This window comes from Candidatus Zixiibacteriota bacterium, from assembly GCA_029860345.1.
In the GTDB taxonomy this organism is placed as follows: Bacteria; Zixibacteria; MSB-5A5; order GN15; family FEB-12; genus JAJRTA01.
Window position 1 is genome coordinate 180,755 of the sequence record JAOUBJ010000001.1, and the last position, 22,417, is coordinate 203,171.

Below are 22,417 nucleotides of genomic sequence, written 5' to 3' on the forward strand. Positions count from 1 at the left end.
TGAACTTCCAAATGTCCTCAAACTGATGCAAAACTGACGGCACAGACAGACCAGTTGTGGTCTGCGTCTATTCCTGTCAATTGTTATCCTGTTGGTCAGCTTGAATATAGCCTACATGGGCCTTTGATGTCAAGGAAAAAATGGGACCGCGCACGTCTTTTTTCGGCTGGTGGCGGGCACAGAAAAGCCCGGTGGGGCGAACCCACCGGGCTTGGATTATCGGACTAAGTTAAGTCTAACGAGCGGCGCCCGTTCGACAGCTTGGCGGTACACTTCGCGGCGTGGTGTGTGAAGACCACTTGCGCAGGGTTTCCAGACCGACCTCGCTGGGGGTCTGGCCTCTCAAGCAGTCAAGACAGTCACAGCGGCATGGCTGCGGCCCACCCGTGAACATGTAATCAACCACGTAGACAAGATCGCTGATATCAATCGAGCCGTCGCAGTTAACATCCGCATCCTCAAAGCAGCATGGCTCTGGACCACCGGTAAACATGTAGTCTACCAGATACACGAGGTCGGAGATATCCATGCCGGGCACTCCATCGCAATTGATGTCGCCACGCATCCTCTCCGGCGGCTGGCAGCAGCCGTCATCCGGACGCGGGGTGTGCAACTTCATGGTAAAGCCGATGAGTTGGCCGTTGTTGTCGAATATCTCCACAAGTCGTGGATCATCGTAAGGCAGATCATACGGCGGCCTGAAGACGCCACCCGGGAACGGATTCCACTGGTGCCCACAGTTCAAGTGCATCTGTGCGGGCAGTCCGTGCAACACATCCATAGGCCAAGGCATCGATGTGGTTATGACCCAGTGTACATCGAAGAAACTCTCGGCCCAGTTGTCGTTGCAGGAATCGCACATCCGAATCCAACCACCCGAAGGTTGCGAAGGATCGAGTTGGATGACAAACGGTCCCAGCAGCACCGGATCATCTCCGGAGCCGTCCAGCTGAAGGATATCGGTATCCATCCGGAATATACCCGGCGACTCCTGGTACGGCGCATTGCGCTGGACAACCATGTTGTTACCGGTAGCGTGAAGCGTCGTTATCAACACACCGGTCGGATCGAACAGGTCGATTTGGAAGTCGTGCAACGGGATTATATCCTGACCCGGCAACCAACCGGTTTCGCAGGTATCACACGGATTCGGATCGCAACCCACATTGTCGCCCTGGTACGTACCACCAGAGGCTTCACAATCGGCCTGAGTCATGATGAAGCAGAGCTCGGTCTGCGCTTCACAACAAGCGCCCATCGGTTCCCTATCGACCTGGTGACGCTTCATGGTGTAGCCGATCACTTCACCGTTCTCGTTAAGTATGGGCACCTTGCGCGGATCAACATAGGTGTGTCCGTTGGGTGGATCGAAGTCTCCGGTACCACCCGAGTACGGATTCCATTGCTGGTCACAATTCAGGTCCATCAGAGCGTTGCCGTAGTAGAAGTTGTTCGGGAACGGCAACGAGGTGAGTATCCGATACTTGATATCGAAGTGACTCTCCGCCCAGAAGTCGTTACAGGAATCGCACATCTGGATATAGCCGGTAGAAGTCTCATTCGGGTCGAGGTCGATACTGAAGGCTCCACCCAAGAGCGGACTGTTGCCGGAGCCGGAGAAGGCCAGGATATCGGTATCCATCCGCCAGATGCCCGGCGAGACCTCGTAAGGCGCATTGCGCTGCACAACCATACCCACACCGAAGGCGTAAGCCGTACCGAGTAAGATAGTGTTGTTGTTCGGATCGTAGATGTCGACCTGGAACGACGTGTACGCAACATTGGAGATTCCTGGCAGCCAGCCGGTACACGGCTGCTCGCATGGGTTGGGCACACAGGTCGTTAAGTCGCCTTGGTATTCACGATTGGACGCTTCACAGTCGGTCTGGGTCGTGATGGCACAGAATCCTGTGTTAGTATCACAGCAGGCGCCCGTCGGAGGCGGCTGCACCCAGTGGACCGGCTGTATCCAACCGATAATACCACCAGTACCCTGCACATCCACTATGGGATGCCAGTCATCGGGCTGGTACTGGTTGTCCGTAGGCGGAATCTCGTTGATCTCAGTCTGCATACGAACCGGGTCTTCCGGCTGGATCACCTGGCCCTGATCGGGCAGTTCGACCTCGTAGTAGACGTCGAAGAACGACTCGGCCGGGAAGTCCGACCCTGGATTGACGGAAGTTATCAGACCAGGCGCGGCCTGCGGCAGCGAGAGAATGACACCACCGAACAGACTGCTTTCACCGGTCAGATCCATCTGGACCATCTCAGTCTGAATCTCGGTCTGGCCCTGATTATTGGTATACGGTGAACCACGCTGAATAACCGCGTCACCGCCCAGGAAGATAGTCTCATCCGGAGTCTGCCCGACAGCGGGCGGATCAGGTCCAACAATAACCGGCATAATACCGATAGTCGGAATCGGATCAGGCGGTGGTGGCGGTGGAGGCTGTACCCAGTGGATAGGCCAGACCCAACCTATGATGACGCCCGGATTCTGAATCTCGTACACCGGCTGCCAACCATCGGTCTCGTACTGCACGTTATTCGGCGGCACTTCGTTGATCTGCGCGTGCATGTGCGGCGGATCACCGTCAGGAGCAATCGTCTGCCCCTGATCGGGCAGTTCGACCTCGTAGTAGACGTCGAAGAACGACTCAGCCGGGAACAGAGGATCGCCGATCTGAGTGGTTATCTGACCCGGCGCCGGGAATGGCAGCGACAGAATTGTCGGGCCGAACAGTGAGCTTTCACCGGTCAGATCCATCTGGAGAATCTCGACTTCGACAATGTGCTGACCACTCGGCGGGTCGTCATATCCAACGCCGCGCTGGAGGATAACATCACCGGACAAATGAATAGTCTCATCCGGCTTCTGATCAGGCGCCGGCTGTGCCGGACCGATAATGACCGGCATAATTCCGATAGTCGGAATCGTATCCGGGTCAGGTGTTGGGTCAGGAGGATCCGGTGGTGGCTGTACCCAGTGAATCGGCAGTACCCAGCCAATAGGCACGCCCGGATTCTGGATATCGTGTATCGGATGCGGTTCGCCGCCCAGGTCGTTATACTGATTGTCGACCGGCGGCAACGCCTCGACTTGTGTTTGCATTCTCGGCGGCTGAATCGGTTCGATTGTTTGACCCTGCGCCGGGAGTTCGACTTGATAGTAAACATCAAAGAACGACTCAGCCGGGAAGTACGGACCGCCCGTATCCACCCCTGTCACCAGACCTGGTGCCGGGAAGGGCAGCGACAGAATCATGGGACCGAGCAGCGAAGACTCACCGGTCAGGTCCATCGAGAGTATCTCTGTCTGGATCGTGTGTCCGTTCTCCCCCTGTTCGACTGGTCCGCGATTGATGATCGCTTCACCGACCAACTCAACGGTCTCATCCGGCGGCTGAGTGCCACCCGGAGGATTGGGACCGACCCAGTAATTCATGATACCGATAGTCGGAACGGTATCCTCACCCGGATCGGGCGGATCAACAATATGCTCATGCCAGACCCAGGCGATAGTGTCGCCGGTAGCAGGATCGATTAATGGCGTCTTCCGAGGGTCGACATAGACACGACCATGTGGCGGAATCTGCCAGATAGTGTCGATCATGTGCGGCGGGTCCTCCGGAGTCGGGTCGCCGCCGAAACAACGAAGCTGGAAGAAATAATCGTTGTTGTCGGCACAGGGATAGTTGTTGTAGTCATTGACGGCCATAAAGACATAGTAGGTCCCTGGTCCCGCGACACGTGACACTGTCTGAGTGTCACAGGCCAGGCCGACCGCCACGGGGTCGACACTCGCTGCCAGAGCACAGTCGGAGGTGTCGACAAAGCCCAACACATACGGGAACTCGGCCGATCCCGTCAGCTCTATTGTCATCGTTGACGCGAGGGTAAACGAGTACCAGTCGGTGTCACGAGAACCACCGTCGGCCCAGGCCGTGCCGCAAACATCCATCCCGCATTGAATCGGCTCAAACTGATTGGGCGTCGAGTTACAACCGCCGTTGTCATCGTTGCCGCACGGTTCCGCCTCTTGATAGGCAGCAGCATCGCAATCGATGACACAGGGCACGCAGTTCTCGGCGTATTCCACCGACAGTTCGTAATCGCCGCAATCGGCGCCATAACCGTCAACGACAATGTAGTAAGTGGCGTTGGCCAAAACCGGCATGCAACTGATTATCGAGGTATAATCCGGACAGGCGTCGTCGTTGCAGGCGTAGGGCGCGCCGGGCGTGTACGTGTTTTCATACACATAGAGTTTGGTGTCAAACCCCCCGGGGAAACAGGTCGACAGGGTTATGAACGTGTCCAACGGCGGGTCGATTACGTAGACCACGTCGGGCGCGGTGCTCCCGGTGTAGGGACAAACCTCATCGTAATCGTTTGTATACCCGCAGGTGGTACCGACAGTCACAGTCGGAATCGTTGGCAGGAACACCGCCGAACCTATGTCCTCTCCCCCCTGGCGGGCGCCTTTGTCAGACGTCTCCTGAGCCGGGCGGGGCGCGGGTAGTTTATTCGTCAGCGGTGCAGCTTTGCCTGAGACTATAGAACCTGATTGGCTCTTTAGATCATAGTTGAAGCTGCCGTGACGAGTAGCATCGTCGTCGGGGCCATCACCCGGACTGGGATTGGCCGGTTCCGAACCGAAGTGCAATTTGTAATATACGTCGAAAAAGCTCTCGGCCGGGAAATCGGTTCCGGCTGTGAGTTGCCAAATCTGACCGGTCGACAACGGGCCGCTACGGTCCAGAACGGCAAATACCGAGTCGCCGAAATTCAGGCTGAAGCCACGTAGCAACAGCGTGTCCATACGGGTGTCGATGGTCATCACGCCGCCACCGGCATCGTAGGGATCACCCCGATAGATAACCGCGCGCCCATCCATTGATACAACCTCCAACAGCACGTTGGGATCAAGCGGATCATAGATGGATATGTTGGCGCTCGTGTTCACCACGTCGTAGCCGGCAGGTGGGTAGGCAAAAGCTACCACCGAACACAACAAGGTTGCCATCGCCGTCATTAGGATTATTGTTTTCACTCTTTGCATTTTTGTCCTCTCAATCAAAAATCTGAGAATACCAATCCATACAGTATGGAATCGGTAAAAATCGACTTAAGAGTAGTAGTTCTGGCCCAAGCTGTTCGGAGCCCTAAAGGCGCTCGATCAGTCAATCTCGGGCAGAGAACATCTTCTCTATGAGAGGCTGGGAGGGGCGCGTCGGCTGGGGATTATGGCCCAGCGCACCGAAAGAGGAAGAACCTGGGCCGGTATATATATCCGCCGAAGGACAGCCCTGCGCACCGAAGGACGGCGGAACAGTTGACGTTTGAAATATCGCGCCAGCAGCAGAATCAGGCCATTGAACAGAACAAATATCGAAGACCACAGCAGAATTCCGGCCAGCGATCCAAATCCGAGCAGGAGTTCAGGTCCAGCCTGCTCAATCAGGAGTAGATCGCCGAGATTGACTACCTGAGCCAATAGCAAACCCAGTGGGAACCAGATCAGAGCAATCAGAACAGGGTTGAAACCCATCCGCACGCTGAGACGATTGATAGCAAAGCCGAAAACTGCAAAAGCAGTATTGAGAGCCGCCAACTCAGACAAGAAAACCAGCGGAGCAACAGGCAGCCGACCGGCCGAAGTAGCGACCAAATAGATTGTAGCCAGCATCATCCCCAGGAGCGGGGCCTGGCGCCGGTCGATGGAACCGAGTCGCCACAAAAACGGGACCAAGGCAAAAAGGGCCAAAAACCACAACTCAGCATGGACGTGGGCAAAGGCCAACATCAAGGCCGAACTGCCGGCACAAAGCAGATTCTTGCGAAGATCGCCACTTAAACTTGTTCTCATCCTGCGTCCCGGATAAGTTTTTGATTTCCTCACTGTCCGGCCGCTTCCCCGAGCAGACCAACGAAGTACCGACCGGGGTAATGGATTACACATTCCATATATCGGTCGGGAGCACAGTCTTTACCACCTCAATAATAATCTGTTTAATCCATATTGTCAAGGCCAATTTACAGGGGAATGCGTTGTAGTAGAACGGTTTTCGTTGATTACACACAAATCCCGGCGGGAACGAATCCCACCGGGGTTGTATTCGAGACAGAAGAGCCCTCAGGTTATCGTTTGCAGGGCGCTGACACTTCCTTGGGAATGACCAGGGCCGACCATTTCATCAGCTCCGGGCCGAACGACCTGGCGCCAAACTTTGGCGGCGTGCACAAAGGTGGGTCGTCACAATCGCACGGACAAGGCGGGGGACTGTCAGGGATAAACATATAATCGACCAGCAAGACAAGGTCGCCGATAGTGACTACCCCATCGCAGTCCACATCCGCTTCCGCCTCGCAAGGCAGGAAGATCGTATCGCCGTTCTCGAACATATATTCAACTAAGAAGATCAGATCGGAAATAGACAATTCATCAGCGAAATCCCAGTCCACATTACCGCGTATCGTGTCTATGCAACAACAGGGGTCCGGCGTACAGGGCTCGTTGTCGCCCTGGTAGACATCGTTGGGACCTGAGCAAAATGCCTCAAGTGTAATCCGGCACGAGTGGGCAATAGTATCGCAACAGGCTCCCGGCACCGCCGGTGGCTGCGCCCAGTGGGTCGGGCGCACCCAGCCGATCACCGCGAGCGGGTCCGACCGTTCGACTATCGCATGCCAAAGGGAGTCTTTGTAGACCACATTGAACGGCGGTAGAGAGTTGATGCCACCCTCTGCCACCATGTGTGGTGGTGCTGCCTCGGGTATAATCTGCCAACCCGAATCGGGGAATTCCACCTGATAGTAGACATCGAGATAACTCTCCATCGGGAATACATCACCCTCGACCGTGCCGGTGCTCACCCCTATCGACTGACCCGGAAGAGGGTCCACCGTGAGAATCGCAGGACCCCAGGGACTGTCGCCGGTCAGGTCCATTTCGACGAGTTGGCTCTGGGACTCAAAGAATCCCTGAGGGTCTTCCACGGGTTCGCTCCACGAGACAACAGCGTCACCGCTCAGGACGATTACTTCGTCGGGCAAGTCACTCGGTCCCGGTGGGACCGGACCTTTGAAGACATCCATAGAGCCCCAGGTCGGGATTGTATCAACGCCGGGGCCCGGAGGTTCCGGACGGTGCTTGTGCCAGATAAAGGCAATGGTATCGCCGGTGAGCGGGTCGATAATAGGAGTCTTGCGCGGGTCCACATAGGAGCCACCCAACGGTGGAATACTGCCGATGGGATCAACCACATGCGGAGGCCAGGCAGGCTCCGTGGTATCCGGCAGGTTGATTACAGACCAGCAATAGGGACCATACCAGGGTGGAGGGATACTCCCTACAACGGCTCCGTAGGCCCACAACCAATGTCCGGACGGCCGATAAAAACTGGAATCTATACAGAGTTCGGTTCCAGCTTGCAGGGTGTCCAACCGGGTTGTTATCGTCATCATCTTTCCAGACGAACCGGAGGGCATTCCGGCTGTCATTCTGACGGCGTTTATACCGATCGTGTCGGCGCCACTACCATCGAGGTTGAATTCGTTAACGGCGCAGTATAGATCGAAATAGGCGCAGAATGTGGAGTCGATTTCGTAAACGGGCGGGGTCCAACTGGCCCCTCCCGGTGAATAAATGCGAAAGCCGTTGGTGACGCCTTTGACGATAGTGTCATGGTAGGCGGAGTAATATATGTTGAAATTGACCTCCGGACCGGCATAGATGCCGCCGCCGGCCGCGCCAAGGCCCGATAATTCAACCGAGACACCGTCTGGCAAAACGGCTCGACCGGCACTTTTGGATGTCGGACCGGACGGTTCCAACTGCCCGGATCGCGAATCAAGATCGTAGTCAAAACCCGCTCGGTGAGTCGCGCCTGATCCGCCGGGCCCGCCACCGGACTTCGGAGGAGAAGGCTCGTCGGTAAAGATGACCTTATAGTTGATATCGAAGTAACTGTCAGCCGGCCAGTCGATGCCTGGGCTCTGCTGAGTAATGGCGCCTTCAGAAAGCTGAGTGCGGTCCAGAACAATGAAAACCGAATCACCGAAGGCGATGCTGTAGCCGCGGAGCAGGAGAGTGTCCATACGCGTGTCGATCCGCAAATAGCCACCTCCGGCATCATACGGATCGCCGCGCCAGACCACAGCGTAGCCGTCCATCTCAAGGATTTCGGTTAGAAGGGTTGAGTCTCCCGGATCGAACACCTCGATTGTCGCCGAAGTGTTGAAGACATCATACCCGGCCGGCGGATAGGCCCACGCAAACTGAGCACCACAGACGACAACGGCTGTGGTCACGAGTATTATAAGCTTTGTACGTAACATTTGGTCCTCCATGTACAAGGGGATTCTCTGCAAGGCCATAAGCCTGTTAAAAGCGCCCTCCGTGGGCGCGAATCCTAACAGTAGGCCATGGGAGGACCACGAAGACCGGGCACCGCCTGCCAAAGGAATTCACAGCGGAAAATGCGGTCAGGAATATTTCTGCGCCTGAAGCCACCAGCTCGTACAGCCCGGCAGCCGGCAGCTTTTCGTTTTACAAGGCGGATCAGTATCAGCATCAGCCAACGACCCAGTAAGGCGGCGCAGCAGGCCAGACCGACGGCGCCGAAGAACCCAGGGTCCGGGTCGCTTCCGAGGACTAAAGAATCACTGAAGCCGACACCGGGAGTCTGCCAACTGAGCGCCGGGCACCAGAGGAAGGCAATGATCCACGGACACAATCTCAAGTATGACCAGAGACGATTGGTGAAAAGGGCGAGGATGGCAAAGCTTGCGTTGAATGCGACCATCCTAAGAAAGAACTCAGATGGTGAAGCCAGCAGACAGCCAAGATAGGTGGAAGTGACAAAGGTCGTAGCCAGAATCAAACCAAGGCTCAGCGCCTGCCGGGCGGAACAACGGTAGAGGCGCCACAGCAAGGGCGCCAATGCAACCAACGACGCTAACCAAAGGTGTGATTGCAAATGCGCAAAACACAACAAGATACCGGCACTACCTGCGCATAAGAGATCCAGCCGAACCTGATTGCCCAATACCCGGTTCACAAAAACGTCACCCCGTTCGCACCCGAAGCGGTCGCGAACAATCTCTCGTCCCAAAGCCAGCCGAGAGATCAGCTACGGTTTTTCCCAAATCAATTGCAGTAAACTCGAAGAAGTCTTGGCCCCGCGATAGTCTAACCGCGAACACCCCTACCCCTCAAGAAAGACTCAGCCCCGCTGTATGTCAAGCTAATTCTTGGGGTCTACTTACCTTGTGATGGTGCCGCCTTGGTGCGCGAGGGCGGCAGAGAGATGCCAAAGCGTCGCATCATCGGCATCAGTCGATTCAAAAACTTGCCCTTGGCAATACTGGCTTGAAAGAGATCGGGCGACGGTGGTTCGTCAAGCGCCCAATATCGGTAGCGTGCCTCGGAAAGGGTGCCGTTCAGGTTGTTGCGAACCGTCACCGCGGCAGGAAACCACACCGAGCCTACTTTGACGGTGTCGACGATACGATATATCTTGATGATCTCACCGGCGGCATCCAGATAGTGAATCCGGTTGATGATACGTCGTGTTCGGTCGATCCAGAGAATCATGCGGTCGAATCCAACGCCCGAGCGTATCTTATCGGTTAGCGGTTCGGCGACCACAATCATTTCCCCGGTCGCCGACACCGAGTCGTTCTCGAAGGAGAACCTATACTTGTCGATGGGGATAAACCCCCGTGCGTCTTCATAAGAGAGAGCCGTACCCGGGACCATAGCGCGGGCCGAACGGATGTCCAGCAGTCTGACTCGCTTGACGAATGAAAGATAAATCCAGGTCGAATCGAGCGCCTCGGGGTCGGCTTTGTCGGCGAACAGCAAAGTGGTCCCGGACATGCGCGGCGGTTCGGTGACGATGTACATCAAGTGAGTATCGACGGTGTCCCCATCCAGCAAACCGAACATAGTGCGGCCCAGAGGTTGGTCGGGACGTTTGTCATAAGTTGTGACAAACTCGATCTTCACCAATCTGGCCTGCTGGCGGAAATCCGATTCCAACTCGATCATCACCTCGCCGGCAGACAGACCATCGGCTTTAGATACCCCGGCGAACGCGCCGGTCGGCAACAGGAATAGCAACAGTGTCGCCAGACCCAGTGAGAGCCGTTTTACCAGGCGGGGCAAAAACAATAACGTCATAACGTAACAGGTCAGAATAGCCGCGGCCAAGAGAATCCCCAAATCGCGATCCGGTTTCAACGCCGAAAATGTCAACGCCATTATACCAAGCACCAGCACCACTGCGTTCCAACGAATCGCCTGGCCGGTGGTTTCCAAAGTAGCCGTCAGAGCAGCTTGTTTATCCAGACCGGCCGTGCGCTCACGTTTGTAGTTGTGCAAAAAGTGCAGCGCAAAATCGATTCCGACACCGATAGTCAAGCTGGCAAACATACTGGTGGCGATCCCCAAAGGCATTCCGAGGTATCCCATCAACGACAGGATGGTCAAAGCTGTTGCCGTCACCGGCACCATTGCCACCAACGCCGCCACACCGCGCGGGAATGTGACCAGCAACAACAGAGCTATACCGGCCAACGTCCAACTGATCGAGCGCATCTGGTTGAGCACGATGGAACGCACGACCTCCAAAGCCACCGGAATGTCGCCGCTCGAGTGCGTGACTACCGAGTATTCCTGCTCAAGCGGGGCACAAAGATCGGTTACAAAGCGGCTAAGGTCTTCCGATCTTTTGTAGTTGGGACTGTTGACGAACACCATAGCCCGCGCCGAAGAACCATCCTCATTGATAAGTTGCATCAAACTCGGATCGCCGGTCATCTCGGCCACGGTGGCGATATCCTGCAGGGTGCCGTCGCCCAACTTATGCAAGTCACCGGTCTCGCTCAATCCCAGCGCAACTTCCCGATAGGGGTTGAGAAAACTAACCACCCCCCCGACATGCGGACCGTCGAGTACATCGGTGGTGAACCGCTGCATCATGGCGGCGCCGTTTGATGAGTAGAAGAACCCGGGCTCACCATCGAACACGACGTCCAGCCGATAGCTCCCCCAGAAACCATCATTGAAATCTCGTTCGGCCGACACCAACGCCGAGTGTGGATCAAAATTGTCCACCCACGAGTCCTGCACCGTCAGCAGATACAGACCGGGAGCACACACGCCGACCGAAATCAGTCCAATAACCAGGGCGGTAGTTGATCGATTGGCCGCCAATCGTTCCATCCACATAAGGTGTACCGGTTGTTTCTTCTTTCGATGACGCACTTTGCGATGGAACCATGCCGGCGGCAGAAGGATGGTCAGACAGGGGATAAAAGTAAAACTCAGTATCATGGCTACCGTAATTCCAAAAGCGGTGAACAAACCGAAATGACGCATCGGCATCATACTGGCCGTGAGGAATGACAAAAAGCCGACCGAAGTGGTCAACGAAGTGATAACGATGGGTCGACCGACATCTTTCAGAGCCAGGAGCGTGGCCAGACCGAGACGTTGGCGTCCGGATATCTTCCTGTCCAGTTTGGCCCGGTCGCCGGCCATGTAGGCCTGCAATCGCTGCAACAGATGGATCTCATCGGTGATGGCCATGGTCATCAGAATTACCGGTAACACCGTGGTTACCAGCGTTACCGGTGCGCCCACCCATCCCATCAAACCGAGCGTCCACACCAGCACCAGCAGCGCTTCGATCAACGGAATCAACAAGCCGCCAATGGTGCGCAGGGTGGCCAGGAGCATAAGAGCAACCACCACTACCATCACCGGTATTAACACCGATAAGTCACGAAGAACGGTGTCGCCCAAACTGGCCTCGGCCACCACCGGCCCGGTGAGACGCATCTCAAAGGGAGCTGTCTCGTAGCCTTGAATCCAGGAGTCGAAGGAGGCCAGTACTTGTCGACGATCCACCGAGTCGGCCAGAGGCAGGTACATCGCAGACAGTCGACCATCTGGAGAGAGATACAAACCATCCACCTGAGGAGCCTGCCGGAACCTTGTCAACAAATCGGCAAAGCCCGAGCTGTCGACCGGAATTGAGTCGAAAAAAGTGGTGATCACGGTGGTTTCGAGGTTGCTGCGAACATCCAACAGCGAGGCCGGCGAATGCACTCCGGCGCCATACACGCCGGGCAAACGCTTGACCGCCTCATGAATCTCCCGGATGAAACGAAAACCTTCGGGCGAGGCCAGGATGGGTCCATCCGCTCGGGCCGATACCAGCAGAATCACCTGAACCGGATCGTTGAATGCGATCCGATCGGTTTCGGCGCGGGCGACGATTTCGTTTTCTTCCGGATAGATAGCAGCCCCATCGGTACGCAATTGAAGTCGGGTCAGTCCGAAACCGAGAAAAAGAGTCAGGACTAACGTGCCGATTAACGACAGGGCGGGGCGTTTGAGTATTTCATCAAGCAGACGTTCCAAATGAGTCTCACCAGTGGGCGGCAATCCATTGCGGCCGAGTCTTACTCAACGTATGCCTCCAAAGCACTCTTCAGTGATTCGGGGATATGGGTCGGAGCCAGACCATCGGGAGTCTGGCGCATGCAGGCCACCTCCTGCTCGCCGCGCGCCACGATCTCCTCACGATCACCGGCAGAGCGAATATAGTCGAACGAGAGGGTCATACGATTTTGCATCATGGAACCCAGCCGCATGCGGATAATCACTTCATCGAAAGCGCCCAACTCGGCCAGATACTCGCATGAGCAACGCAACGTGACCAAACGCAGGTCGGCGGTCAGCGCTTTCAAAACATCGGGGGCGTGTTCTTTGAGGAACATCTCGCGGCAGCGTCCCTGCCACCTGACATGATTGGCGTAATAGACATTGCCGACGAGGTTGGTTTCCTCGAAACCGACTATGTGGCGAAACTCAAACGCTCGCATCATCGCATCGTGCCATTACGGCCAAAGCCAATGGTTCGTCTATTCCGTTAACGGTCTCGATAGTTGTCGCCGCCCTGAAAGCCCCGGAGGCAAAGTGCACCCACCGACGACCTTCGACACTGTCCAGAATGATCGGTGCATCGGCCGGAGCGCCGATTTTGGTGAGACACTCGACCACGGTCCACACGCGGGTGGCTGCTCTTGCCTTGTCTTCACCGGTTTCGCGGGCCACTGTTTCGGCCAAAGCAAACCGGTCGGCTCCAAGCAGGTCCTGCCAATGCGACATGTCACGATCCGACACCGTCTGGGCATCGCAGCCCACCGGGGTCTCGCCCGTCAGAGCCAGTGTTATATTCTCGGCATGGGCCACCGACAGATTGAGGCCGCCCGACAATTCCGGTTTGCCGTCGGGTCGTTTGGTCATATCGACACTCTCTCCGGCCGCACGCTGCACGGCCCGGTCGCGGCGTTGGTTGCGGTCGGAACCGTCACCGTTCTCCACGGCCACTTGGACTCGCGCCGATGGCGCCAGGTCGGTCAGTTTGCGTTCGACATAGGGACCCAACAAGGCCGGGACCCATGCGCCCTTATGTTCGGTACCGGCGATTGTACTCAACTGCAGATTGTGCCAACGCTGTACGATTTGCCCTTGGTGATCGATCACTCTGACATTGTAGGTGTACAGATCACCCTGGTGCGATTGTTCACTGGCGCACACCGTCCAGGGACCTTCAGACTCGGACTTGGCCGTCCAGACACGTTCGACGCCAACCGGCAGCAAGGAAATGTCCGGGACACAAACCTGGATGGCATGTATAGCGGCATCGGCCAGAGCAGGATCGCCCAGCACCAACTGAGATGCCAGGTACTGCCCGAACCATTGCGTACCGCCGTCGGCCGATATCTCGGCTACACAACTTGTGGCCGCCAGTCGGCGATAGCAGTCAAGCCGGCGAAAGCGTCCGCGGTGAAACAGAAGACTGCCGTACAGTTCTCTGGCCGGCTCCAGGGCGACCGACTCACACGGCTGCTCGAGCGTCGGCTCCTCAGCGGGAAAGTCCGACATGGCCTCATCAAAACTGCAAACAGCCCGGAAATGATCGATGGCAAACGAACTTTCTTCACTGCGCAAAGCCACCACAACCTCGCCGCTCTCCTTTCTGAGTGCGGCCAATCGAATAGTCAAGCGACCCTCCTCCGGCAATACCACCGGTCGCTCGAAACGCAGACCGCTCATCACCGGTGGTGTCTTTTTGCCGGCCAAGGCCATGGCCGCCTGAGCCATTGCTTCCATCCCCATCACCGCCGGTAGCAAACGTTGGCCTCTGAAAACATGATCTTTCAGGTAAGGATCAGAGTCCAGCGTCAGTTCGGCATCGGCGATCAGTTCGATCCCTGGATAATGGACCGGAGTTTTTTCCAGAAAACGCAAAAGCGGCGGTTCGGCGTCGTCCATAGCCAGCGTAGGTGGCTGGCCGAAACGTCCCGTGACCACGATACTGGTATCCGGCAGCGTACAAGCCAGCAAATCATCAAGCACGGCCATCCCCTGGTCGGGCGTGATAGCGGTGATGCCGTCACGGGCCAACTCCTGTACGCGACCCAGCCGTTCACCCATGCCGACGCCGGACCAGACCGACCACTCGATGGACAGACAACGGCAGTTCTGTTGCTTGAGAGCGAATCGCGCCACCAGGTCGGATAGCCATTCGTTGGCCACGGCATAGTCGGCCTCGCCGCGCAACCCGGCCCGGGCTATGATGGAACCGAAAGAGATGAACAATCGCAGGCGCCCATGGTTGAGGGCCGACAGAATGTTCTCAGCACCGAACAGCTTGGGCGCCAGGGTGCGAATAAACGATGGTTTGTCCAGTCCCCGTATCAATTGCGGCACGTTAGTACCGGCGGCGTGCAGAAAAGCTGTCACTTCACCATGATCACGTCGTATTTTCTTAATTGTCGCGCCAACAGCGTCGGCATCGGTGACATCGGCAGAGTAGTACTCGAAATTCACGCCGGCCGAGCGGAGCCGCTCCAGATTGGCCGCCAGTTCACTATCGCCACCAGGTTCGGCCCGTCCCAGCAGAGCCAGCCGAACACCACTCTTTTTGGCCCAGGCAAAGGCACACTCGGCGCCTATTCCTTTACCCCCGCCCGAGACCAGCAGGAGATCCCTGGAGGTAAGTTTCATCGGCTGCTGTTTGTCTGAATTCTCAAAGTCCAGTAGTTGTAGTCGCGGCGTTCGCCTTAGACCGTCTGCGTCGTAGGTAGCTTCTGAGAATCCCACCGCCGACTTCACTTCCTGCACCACCCAGGGAAGAGCTTCGACCTTGAGCGGCACATCGACCAAGCAGGTGACCAGGTCGCGCCCCTCCAGATGAATTGTCCGGGCCAGTGAGCTGGCTGAGCGGCCGGCAACGGCGCTATGTTGCACAAAAACCAGATACGAACCGGCCTTGAGATCGACGGCTGCTCTGGCCCCGCGTAACATGAATTCGATATGGTCTTCGTTTACATCGGAGGGCAGACAGATGATCACACCCTGGCCGCCCCATTTTTCAAGCTCGGTCCTCAGCGAGGAAGCAAAGAGATGCTCCGGGTCGCTAAAGAGATGCCATTCTCCCTTCTCAGGCGGAGGTTGCTCAGGCCGTATGGATTGCTCTACTTTCTCCACATGCAGACAGCGCACCCAGGAATCTATCCCCGGCGCTTGCGTGGTGGGCGCAGCTGTTCCGTTGGTACCGGTCTCTTTTATGCGATCCAGCGCCGCGGCCACTTCCGACACGGTGGCGTCGGCGAACTGGTTGGGCGCCGTCAATGGCGGCAAGTTCAAACGCCGAGCCGCTTCAACCACGATGCGACTCACCGTAATCGAGTTCAAGTGCAGATCATCAAGCAATCGACTATCACCACCGATTGCACGCAGCGGCAATTCCGCTTTGGCTGCAACCAATTGGCGAATCAAATCAAGTGTGTCTTCGGGTTGGTCGGCATCCTCCACCGAATCAAATTCACCCGACTCTCCTTCATCCGGGGCCTCTTTGGCCAGACGCTCCAACAACTCGGCCGAGGGTTGCTCATCATCGTCGATAGGCGCCAGTTCGCACGGGTTGACCAGATAACGAGGTTGTCGATCCATATCGAATGGTCGGATAGCCCGGTCGGCAAAGAACACCGACGGCTCCAGATCGGCCCCCAGTGCGAAGGCCGCGGCGACCGCTTCAAGCATTCCGCGCAATTGTTTCCCGGCCGCATCGGTAGCTATCACCAAAGCGTCCACTTGCATGGCAGCCAGGCCGGCCAGGATTCCGCCCGGTCCCAGTTCGATAAACAAATCGGATTCGGCCGCTGCTTGTTCTATAGCATCGGAGAACAGAACCGGCGATTGTACCTGCCGACATAAGAGAGCTTTGAGGTCATCGTCTTGGTTAAGTTCGCGTCCGGCTATGGTCGAAATGACCCGTCCGTTGATAGCTGCAAACGGAACGTCCGACAAATACGCAGCCAGAACCTGCTCAGCCTCAGCCAACAAAGGCGAGTGAAAAGCATGTGACACCGGCAGACGCCTGGACCTCAGCCCGCCGTCCTGAGCGCGGGCTATGATTTCTTCCACAGCTTCTTCACGACCCGAAACCACCATCTGCTCGGGCGCGTTCACGCCGGCCAAGACCACTTCGCTGTCTTCCAGCAGCTTCTCAACCGTGGATCGATCGGCAATCACCGAAGCCATAGCGCCGGCTTCATGGCAATGTTCTGTCATGGCCCGTCCACGGGCCGCCGCCAGTTGCAAATAGGTTGCTTCATCGTAGACACCGGCCCAATGCAGGGCCGTCAACTCACCCAGGCTGTTGCCGATTGCGTTGGTGGCGGAGATTCCCGCCTCGGTCAGAACTTTGAGTATAGCCATCGAAGCGGTGGCAATAGCCGGTTGAGCCACAGCGGTGGCAATGCCGTCGCCTTCCTGGGGTAGCTGCGCCCGGTCGTAGAGTTCATCGACGATCTCGAAGCGCGTTCTGATAGCGCCGCCGTCAAGATTAGCCGGGGCGGCCTGGCCGGAGAAAAGGTAGGTTATCCTGGGCGCACCTTCGGGTGTACCAAGGAAGACTCCGGCCTCAATATCAAGCCTGCTGTCAACACCTTCGGCCAGCCAGGTGGCAAGAGTTTTCAAAGAAGCGGTCAACCTGTCCGGCTGACCGGCCACAACAGCGGCGCGCATTTCTCGTTGGTCAAGATTGTCGGCCAGGGTGGCCGCTAAGTCGGCCATTTCCGCAACCGACAGGCCGGGTGCCAGGTTCGACAGCAGGTCTACCTGGCGGGACAAATCTTCGCGGTCGCGCCCACCCAACAGGAACAGTTCGGCATCCTGAGTAGTGCGCAACAGAGATTGTTCACGCGGCGTGAATGCCGTGCGAGTCATCGCTTGGGGACTCTCCAGGGTAACGTGCACGTTGATGCCACCAAAACCCATGGAACTGACGCCGGCACGCATGGGACGGGTCTGTGTCCATGGCTCGGCTGTCGAGTTCAGACGAAGGGCTGCCGTTTCCGAAGTCAGTTCCGGATGTGGCGTGGTAACACCGGTATTGGGCGGGATAGTCTGTTTATGCAGAGCCAAACTGGCCTTCAGCAACCCAGCCAGTCCGGCCGCAGCTTTGCAGTGCCCGATGTTGGCCTTTACAGAGCCGACAGTAGCCAGACGGTCGGGCGGCGTACCGGCTCGAATCGACTCGCTGAGTGCGGTCAACTCAACCGTGTCGCCGATCTCGGTGCCGGTGCCGTGGCCTTCGAAGTATCCGACCGAATCGGGGCCATAACCGGCCCGATCATAGGCTCGTTTCAAGGCCAGTTTCTGCCCCGGGATTTCCGGACGAGTGAGACCACCTTTGCCGTCGGACGATATTCCCCAGCCGCGAATCAATGCGTATATGCGACGGTTTTGGGCCACCGCTTCATCTTCGCGCATCAGCACCACGAAACCGGCCCCTTCACCCGGTAGGAATCCGGTCGGTCCGGCGTCATACACCCGCATTTCTCCTTTGGCTAAAGCACCCAAGCGGGCGAAACCGACCAGCTCAAACGGGTCCAGACTAAGATCAACGCCGCCAACTATAGCGACATCGATATCACCGACCGTAAGAGCGGAGCAAGCATTGGATAGTGACAAAAGCGAAGAACTACAAGCGCCGTCAACGGTGTAACCACCGCCGTGAAGGTCAAAGTAGTTGCAGATGCGCCCTGCTATAGTGTTGGACAGTCCGCCGGCCAGCGTCTCATCGCCAAGGGCCGGAAAGGGATGCTTGTAACGCGCTTCGAGATCACGCATGAAAGCAGCCCGCCGATCTTTTTCCCAGCCCTCCTCGGCTAACCGAGCGTTGACCACCCGGCGCACATAGGGCCAACGCAGCCTCATCACCGAGGCGCGTGAAAACTCACCGGTCAGGGTATTGCCCACCAGTACCCCGGTGGACTCGTTAGGTAGTCCTTCGCCGTCGGGAAAACCAGCATCGTCCAGAGCCTGAGCAGCCACTTCCAGGGCAAGCCAGTGAGTCGGGTCGGTCGAGCGATAGGTGCTGCCCACTACTCGGAAGCGTTCACGGTCGAACTCCCAACCTTCAATCAGGGCGGCTCGCGCGACATAAGTCTGATCGGTAGCGCGGGGGTTGGAGGATACGTAATCGGCCGCTCGCAGCCGCTCGGGCGGCAAACGCCGGAACGACCGGCGACGAGCCAGTACGTTTTCCCAGAGTTCCGATGGAGTTGCGGCGTCGGGATAGCGACACGCCATACCAACAATGGCCAATGATGACTTCAAGCCGCTATCTCCTGAAATGACAGCGCGTGTGCATGCATGGTATACGCAACATATTCAGTAGTATGTTGAAAAAGTCTTTCCGTTATCGTGGCGCACGAGGACGTACACCACGCACAAGTATTTGCTGACAGCAATCTCACGTAGTTGTTTTCTCCTCGGTCATAATTGTCTGCAGCCGCTGGCGCCAGACTTCGTAGGCTGGGGTGGCATCAGTGCCCTCCGGCAAACCTTTCAGCGCTTCGTCGGTGCAGGCTGAGGCTTCACTTGCAGTCAAACCACACAGTTTCATACAGGCGTTATCGGTATGAGCAGCCGGATTTCGAGCCCGCTGGCGGGCTTTGGCGGCGAAGGCAACCCCTTGCCGGATAGGCAGCAGATACTCAGGCGACAAGGCAAGCCATTTCTGAAAATCGTCCGGTCTCGGTTTCCCCGCATAGGCTGCGGCCAGGCCGATGCCACTGAACAGGTCGGAACGGCGTTTTTCGGGGAAAGTGAGCGCGGTCGCCGTGGCTGTCTCCAGATCGGCGCCGCTCACGAACCAGATGGCCCGACCCAAGCCCTGATCAAAAGCGCGCACCGCATAACCGGTCAGTTTGGACTCGGGCTGACGTTGCTCAATATAGCGAGGCCAGTGGAAATAGCCCTGGTGGAAACCGTAACCGTCCATAACCAGCCAGCGATACAAAGGGTCACACCGTTTCAGGAAGGGCTCAACCGCCCTTCCCATCCGCGCCAGGGCCCAGCCTGCTCCGATATGGACCATATAGAGATGCCTCTCCCCCGGGCCACTCAAAAAGGTCTTCACTCGGTTACGATTCCAGGGTGTCAATATATCCATCAGGGCCAGTGCCATCGAGGCGCCTTCATAGGCAAAACCGACCAGTTCGTCGTCGGTTTGGTCAAGTACTTCAGCCAAATCCGCCTGGGAATCCGCCTCCAGACCGGCTGAGTAGCCTCGGATGAAAGTAACGCCCAGTCCTTCCAAATGTGCCACCATCTCAGTCTCAGCAGGAAATCCGCGACGACCGAACTTTGCCTCGCGCTCTGAGATGCCGAATAACCTTCGGCGGAGTTTTCCCGACAATTTCGACACTGGACGATTCACTTCCATAGTAATTTAGTCTGACAATACCGAAAAAGGTTCTCAATCGAACCAAAAAAAAACAAACCGTCTATCCACCGGACCGGTTTCGAGCCTTCCTTGCTAGCCCGAAAAGTGTTGTACTGTTCAAACAGAGCAGCACACCTTCACCCCAGGTATCGGCCGCTCCTTCCTAAACGATTCGACCCGAATAATATAGACCCAAAGCCGTCAATTGTCAAGAAACGAAACGAGTCCATCCGGAGAATATCTATTAAAAAGGTCCATTTCATAAATGATGCTACCGCAAGTAGTTAGCATGTCGCGGATCGGGCCGACGGCGAAAATAAACCGAAAAATGGCTTGCGATAATAGGTCCTATACGCCATATTTGAGAACCGAGAGCGAATATCTCAGACTAATGTCGTATCAGAAGCGAAAACCTTAGAACATAGGTAGGTCCTAATTATGGTGGAGGAGAACCGTTTGTCGAATCGAAATGTCGGTCCCGAGAGCAAGGCTCGGGAATGGAAATCGCCACTGGCAATACTTGTTGCGGGAGCCTTTCTGTTTTTGGCAATTTCAGGCGTGGCCATTTACTTTTTTGGCTTCAGTGTCACCAACCAGTTTATGGTGCTGTTTCACACCGCCTTGGGGTTGGCCTTTGTCCTGCCGTATATTATTTACCAAATCAGACACTATCTGTATTCGCGGCAATTCAATCTGACCGATGTAAAACTGCTCGGTTACACTTCTTTTGCCGCCGTCGCTGTGTGCTCAGTGAGCGGCTTGGTGCTGACCTGGCAACCGATCTTTGGCACTCGTATCTCCTACCTGTGGGATACCATTCACACCGTTTCCGGACTGGTTTCGATCGCCCTGGTGCTGCTTCACGTGGCCCTGTTGGTAGCCCGCTACTCCGCCCGCACGGCTGAAACCAGCCCGGCCCTGAACGCAGGTATCAAGCGGTTTGTCTCCGGCAGCAGTCTGGTGGCAACGGTTTCGATAGTCCTGGTGGTATTGGCGGTATACGCCTATGTGCCGGTACCCTTCGCCAATGAGTTTCCGGAAGATTATGTTATAGAAGAAGGTAAAACGCCATTTCAACCGTCATTGGCTCTGACGGCCAGCGGGGGCGCCTACGATCCCCGAACCATGGCCGACTCCAAAGACTGCGGCGAGTCCGGCTGCCACGAACAAATCTACCAGGAATGGCTGCCGAGCGCGCATCGGTATGCCTCGATGGACGCCGCCTTCCAGGTGGTTCAGAACGTCATGGCCAAAAACAACGGACCGGTATCGACTCGCTACTGCGGCGGCTGTCATGATCCGATCGCGCTGTTTTCCGGCTCCAAGAACCTCTACACCGATGACCTGTCCTCCTACGGCGCCGATGAAGGTGTCTCATGCGTGGCCTGTCACTCCATCGAGAGCACAGATGTCAAGGGAAATGCGAATTATGTCATCACCCAGCCGGAGCGCTATGTATACGAATTCAAAGAGGGCGCTACCGCCAAGTTTCTGCGCAATTTCCTGATCCGGGCCTATCCGCAGCACCATGTCGAGAGCTTCACGCGTGATCTCTACAAGACGCCTGAGTATTGCGGCGCTTGCCACAAGCAGTTTATCGATGAGGAGATCAACAAAGTTGGCTGGGTCCAGCTTCAAAACCAGTATGACAACTGGAAGAACAGCCGCTGGTACCACGAAGGGGACCCGGAGAAAACAGTGGCCTGCCGTGAATGTCACATGCAGCTTTTGGCTTCGACCGATCCGGCCAGAGGAGATGGTTCAGACTACAATCGGGATGAAAACGATGGCAGCCACCGGTCCCACCGTTTCCTTGGAGCCAACCAGTTCATGCCGCTGGTGTTGAAGCTGCCGGGCGCCGAAGAGCATGTGAAGCTGGTCGAGAGTTGGATGCGAGGCGAGACCGACATCCCGGAAATCGCCGATAAATGGGCGCAGGGCCCCGCAATCCCGGTCGAAGTGATCGTCTCGGAGAAGGCCTCACCGGGTGATACTGTCAGCGTTCAGGTTTCGATGTTGAACAACAAGGCCGGACATGATTTCCCCACCGGACCGCTGGATATCATTCAAGCCTGGGTGGAACTTGATGTTACCGACCAGGAAGGCAACGTGATTTTTACGTCGGGCGAGATGGATGATCGCAATTTCCTGAAAGAAGGGACCTTCATTTTCAAAGCTGAAGGAATCGATCAGTACGGTAACCTGATTGACCGCCATAATCTCTGGGAGATGGTCGGCGCCCGATTCAAGCGCGCCCTCTTCCCCGGCTTCTCCGATGTGGCCGAGTATCGATTCATCTGTCCCTCGACCATAAGGGGCGTCGCCAATGAAGGTGACGGCAACCAGACCTTCGAGTTTGAGGTACCGGCCGAATATGACGGTGCCTTGAAAGTCTCGGCCAGTCTGGCCTATCGCAAGGTCGGTCAATTCCTGATGAATTTCCTGTTCACCGAAGAGGCCGGCCTGACCGCCAGTGTGACTCGGTTGTCCGAGGATTCGAAGACCATTTGGGTCCAAAAATAGGTTGCGTAATCGATCCGTAAGTGGTGTCTTAGCCCAACGTGAGGTCGTGAGTAATCACAGGCCGACGACAT

9 protein-coding genes are annotated in these 22,417 nt (G+C 56.5%); 1 reads left to right on the plus strand and 8 read right to left on the minus strand.

What is annotated here, in order from left to right; genetic code table 11:
- Positions 1 to 235: 235 nt before the first annotated feature.
- The 8 genes from OEV49_00575 to OEV49_00610 all read right to left on the minus strand — a co-directional run bounded on the left by OEV49_00575 (position 236) and on the right by OEV49_00610 (position 19,823).
- Positions 236 to 5,056, minus strand: coding sequence for a dockerin type I repeat-containing protein (locus tag OEV49_00575; protein ID MDH3889550.1), 4,821 nt, complete (start codon positions 5,054 to 5,056; stop codon positions 236 to 238).
- A 156-nt stretch (positions 5,057 to 5,212) separates the two neighbouring features.
- A complete protein-coding gene (locus tag OEV49_00580; GenBank protein MDH3889551.1) occupies positions 5,213 to 5,872 on the minus strand; it encodes a hypothetical protein in 660 nt (219 codons plus the stop codon).
- Between the two features lie 272 nt (positions 5,873 to 6,144).
- Entirely contained in the window at positions 6,145 to 8,343 is a 2,199-nt protein-coding gene (locus OEV49_00585) for a hypothetical protein (GenBank protein MDH3889552.1), read from the minus strand.
- Positions 8,344 to 8,417: 74 nt separating this feature from the next.
- Positions 8,418 to 8,957, minus strand: a complete 540-nt coding sequence (locus OEV49_00590; GenBank protein ID MDH3889553.1) for a hypothetical protein — start codon at positions 8,955 to 8,957, stop codon at positions 8,418 to 8,420.
- A gap of 308 nt (positions 8,958 to 9,265) precedes the next feature.
- The gene (locus OEV49_00595) at positions 9,266 to 12,436 is read right to left on the minus strand and encodes an MMPL family transporter (protein MDH3889554.1); all 3,171 of its coding nucleotides are present in this window, start codon (positions 12,434 to 12,436) and stop codon (positions 9,266 to 9,268) included.
- Positions 12,437 to 12,477: 41 nt separating this feature from the next.
- A complete protein-coding gene (locus tag OEV49_00600; GenBank protein ID MDH3889555.1) occupies positions 12,478 to 12,900 on the minus strand; it encodes an acyl-CoA thioesterase in 423 nt (140 codons plus the stop codon).
- Positions 12,887 to 18,712 (minus strand): type I polyketide synthase, encoded by a 5,826-nt coding sequence (locus tag OEV49_00605; protein ID MDH3889556.1) that lies wholly within the window; start codon positions 18,710 to 18,712, stop codon positions 12,887 to 12,889. Before OEV49_00605 ends, OEV49_00600 begins: the two co-directional genes overlap by 14 nt.
- A gap of 136 nt (positions 18,713 to 18,848) precedes the next feature.
- Positions 18,849 to 19,823 (minus strand): DUF1702 family protein, encoded by a 975-nt coding sequence (locus OEV49_00610; protein ID MDH3889557.1) that lies wholly within the window; start codon positions 19,821 to 19,823, stop codon positions 18,849 to 18,851.
- Between the two features lie 456 nt (positions 19,824 to 20,279).
- On the opposite strand from OEV49_00610, the gene OEV49_00615 reads away from it, so the two are divergent.
- On the plus strand, positions 20,280 to 22,346 hold the full coding sequence (locus OEV49_00615) for a cytochrome c family protein (GenBank protein MDH3889558.1): 2,067 nt from the start codon (positions 20,280 to 20,282) through the stop codon (positions 22,344 to 22,346).
- The last annotated feature ends 71 nt before the right edge of the window (positions 22,347 to 22,417 follow it).

What these genes read in the sequence shown, in the direction of transcription:
- OEV49_00580 (MDH3889551.1), bottom strand. Translation starts at nt 5,872, where the DNA reads ATGAGAACAAGTTTAAGTGGCGATCTTCGCAAGAATCTGCTTTGTGCC.
- OEV49_00585 (MDH3889552.1), bottom strand. Translation starts at nt 8,343, where the DNA reads ATGTTACGTACAAAGCTTATAATACTCGTGACCACAGCCGTTGTCGTC.
- OEV49_00600 (MDH3889555.1), bottom strand. Translation starts at nt 12,900, where the DNA reads ATGCGAGCGTTTGAGTTTCGCCACATAGTCGGTTTCGAGGAAACCAAC.
- OEV49_00610 (MDH3889557.1), bottom strand. Translation starts at nt 19,823, where the DNA reads ATGGAAGTGAATCGTCCAGTGTCGAAATTGTCGGGAAAACTCCGCCGA.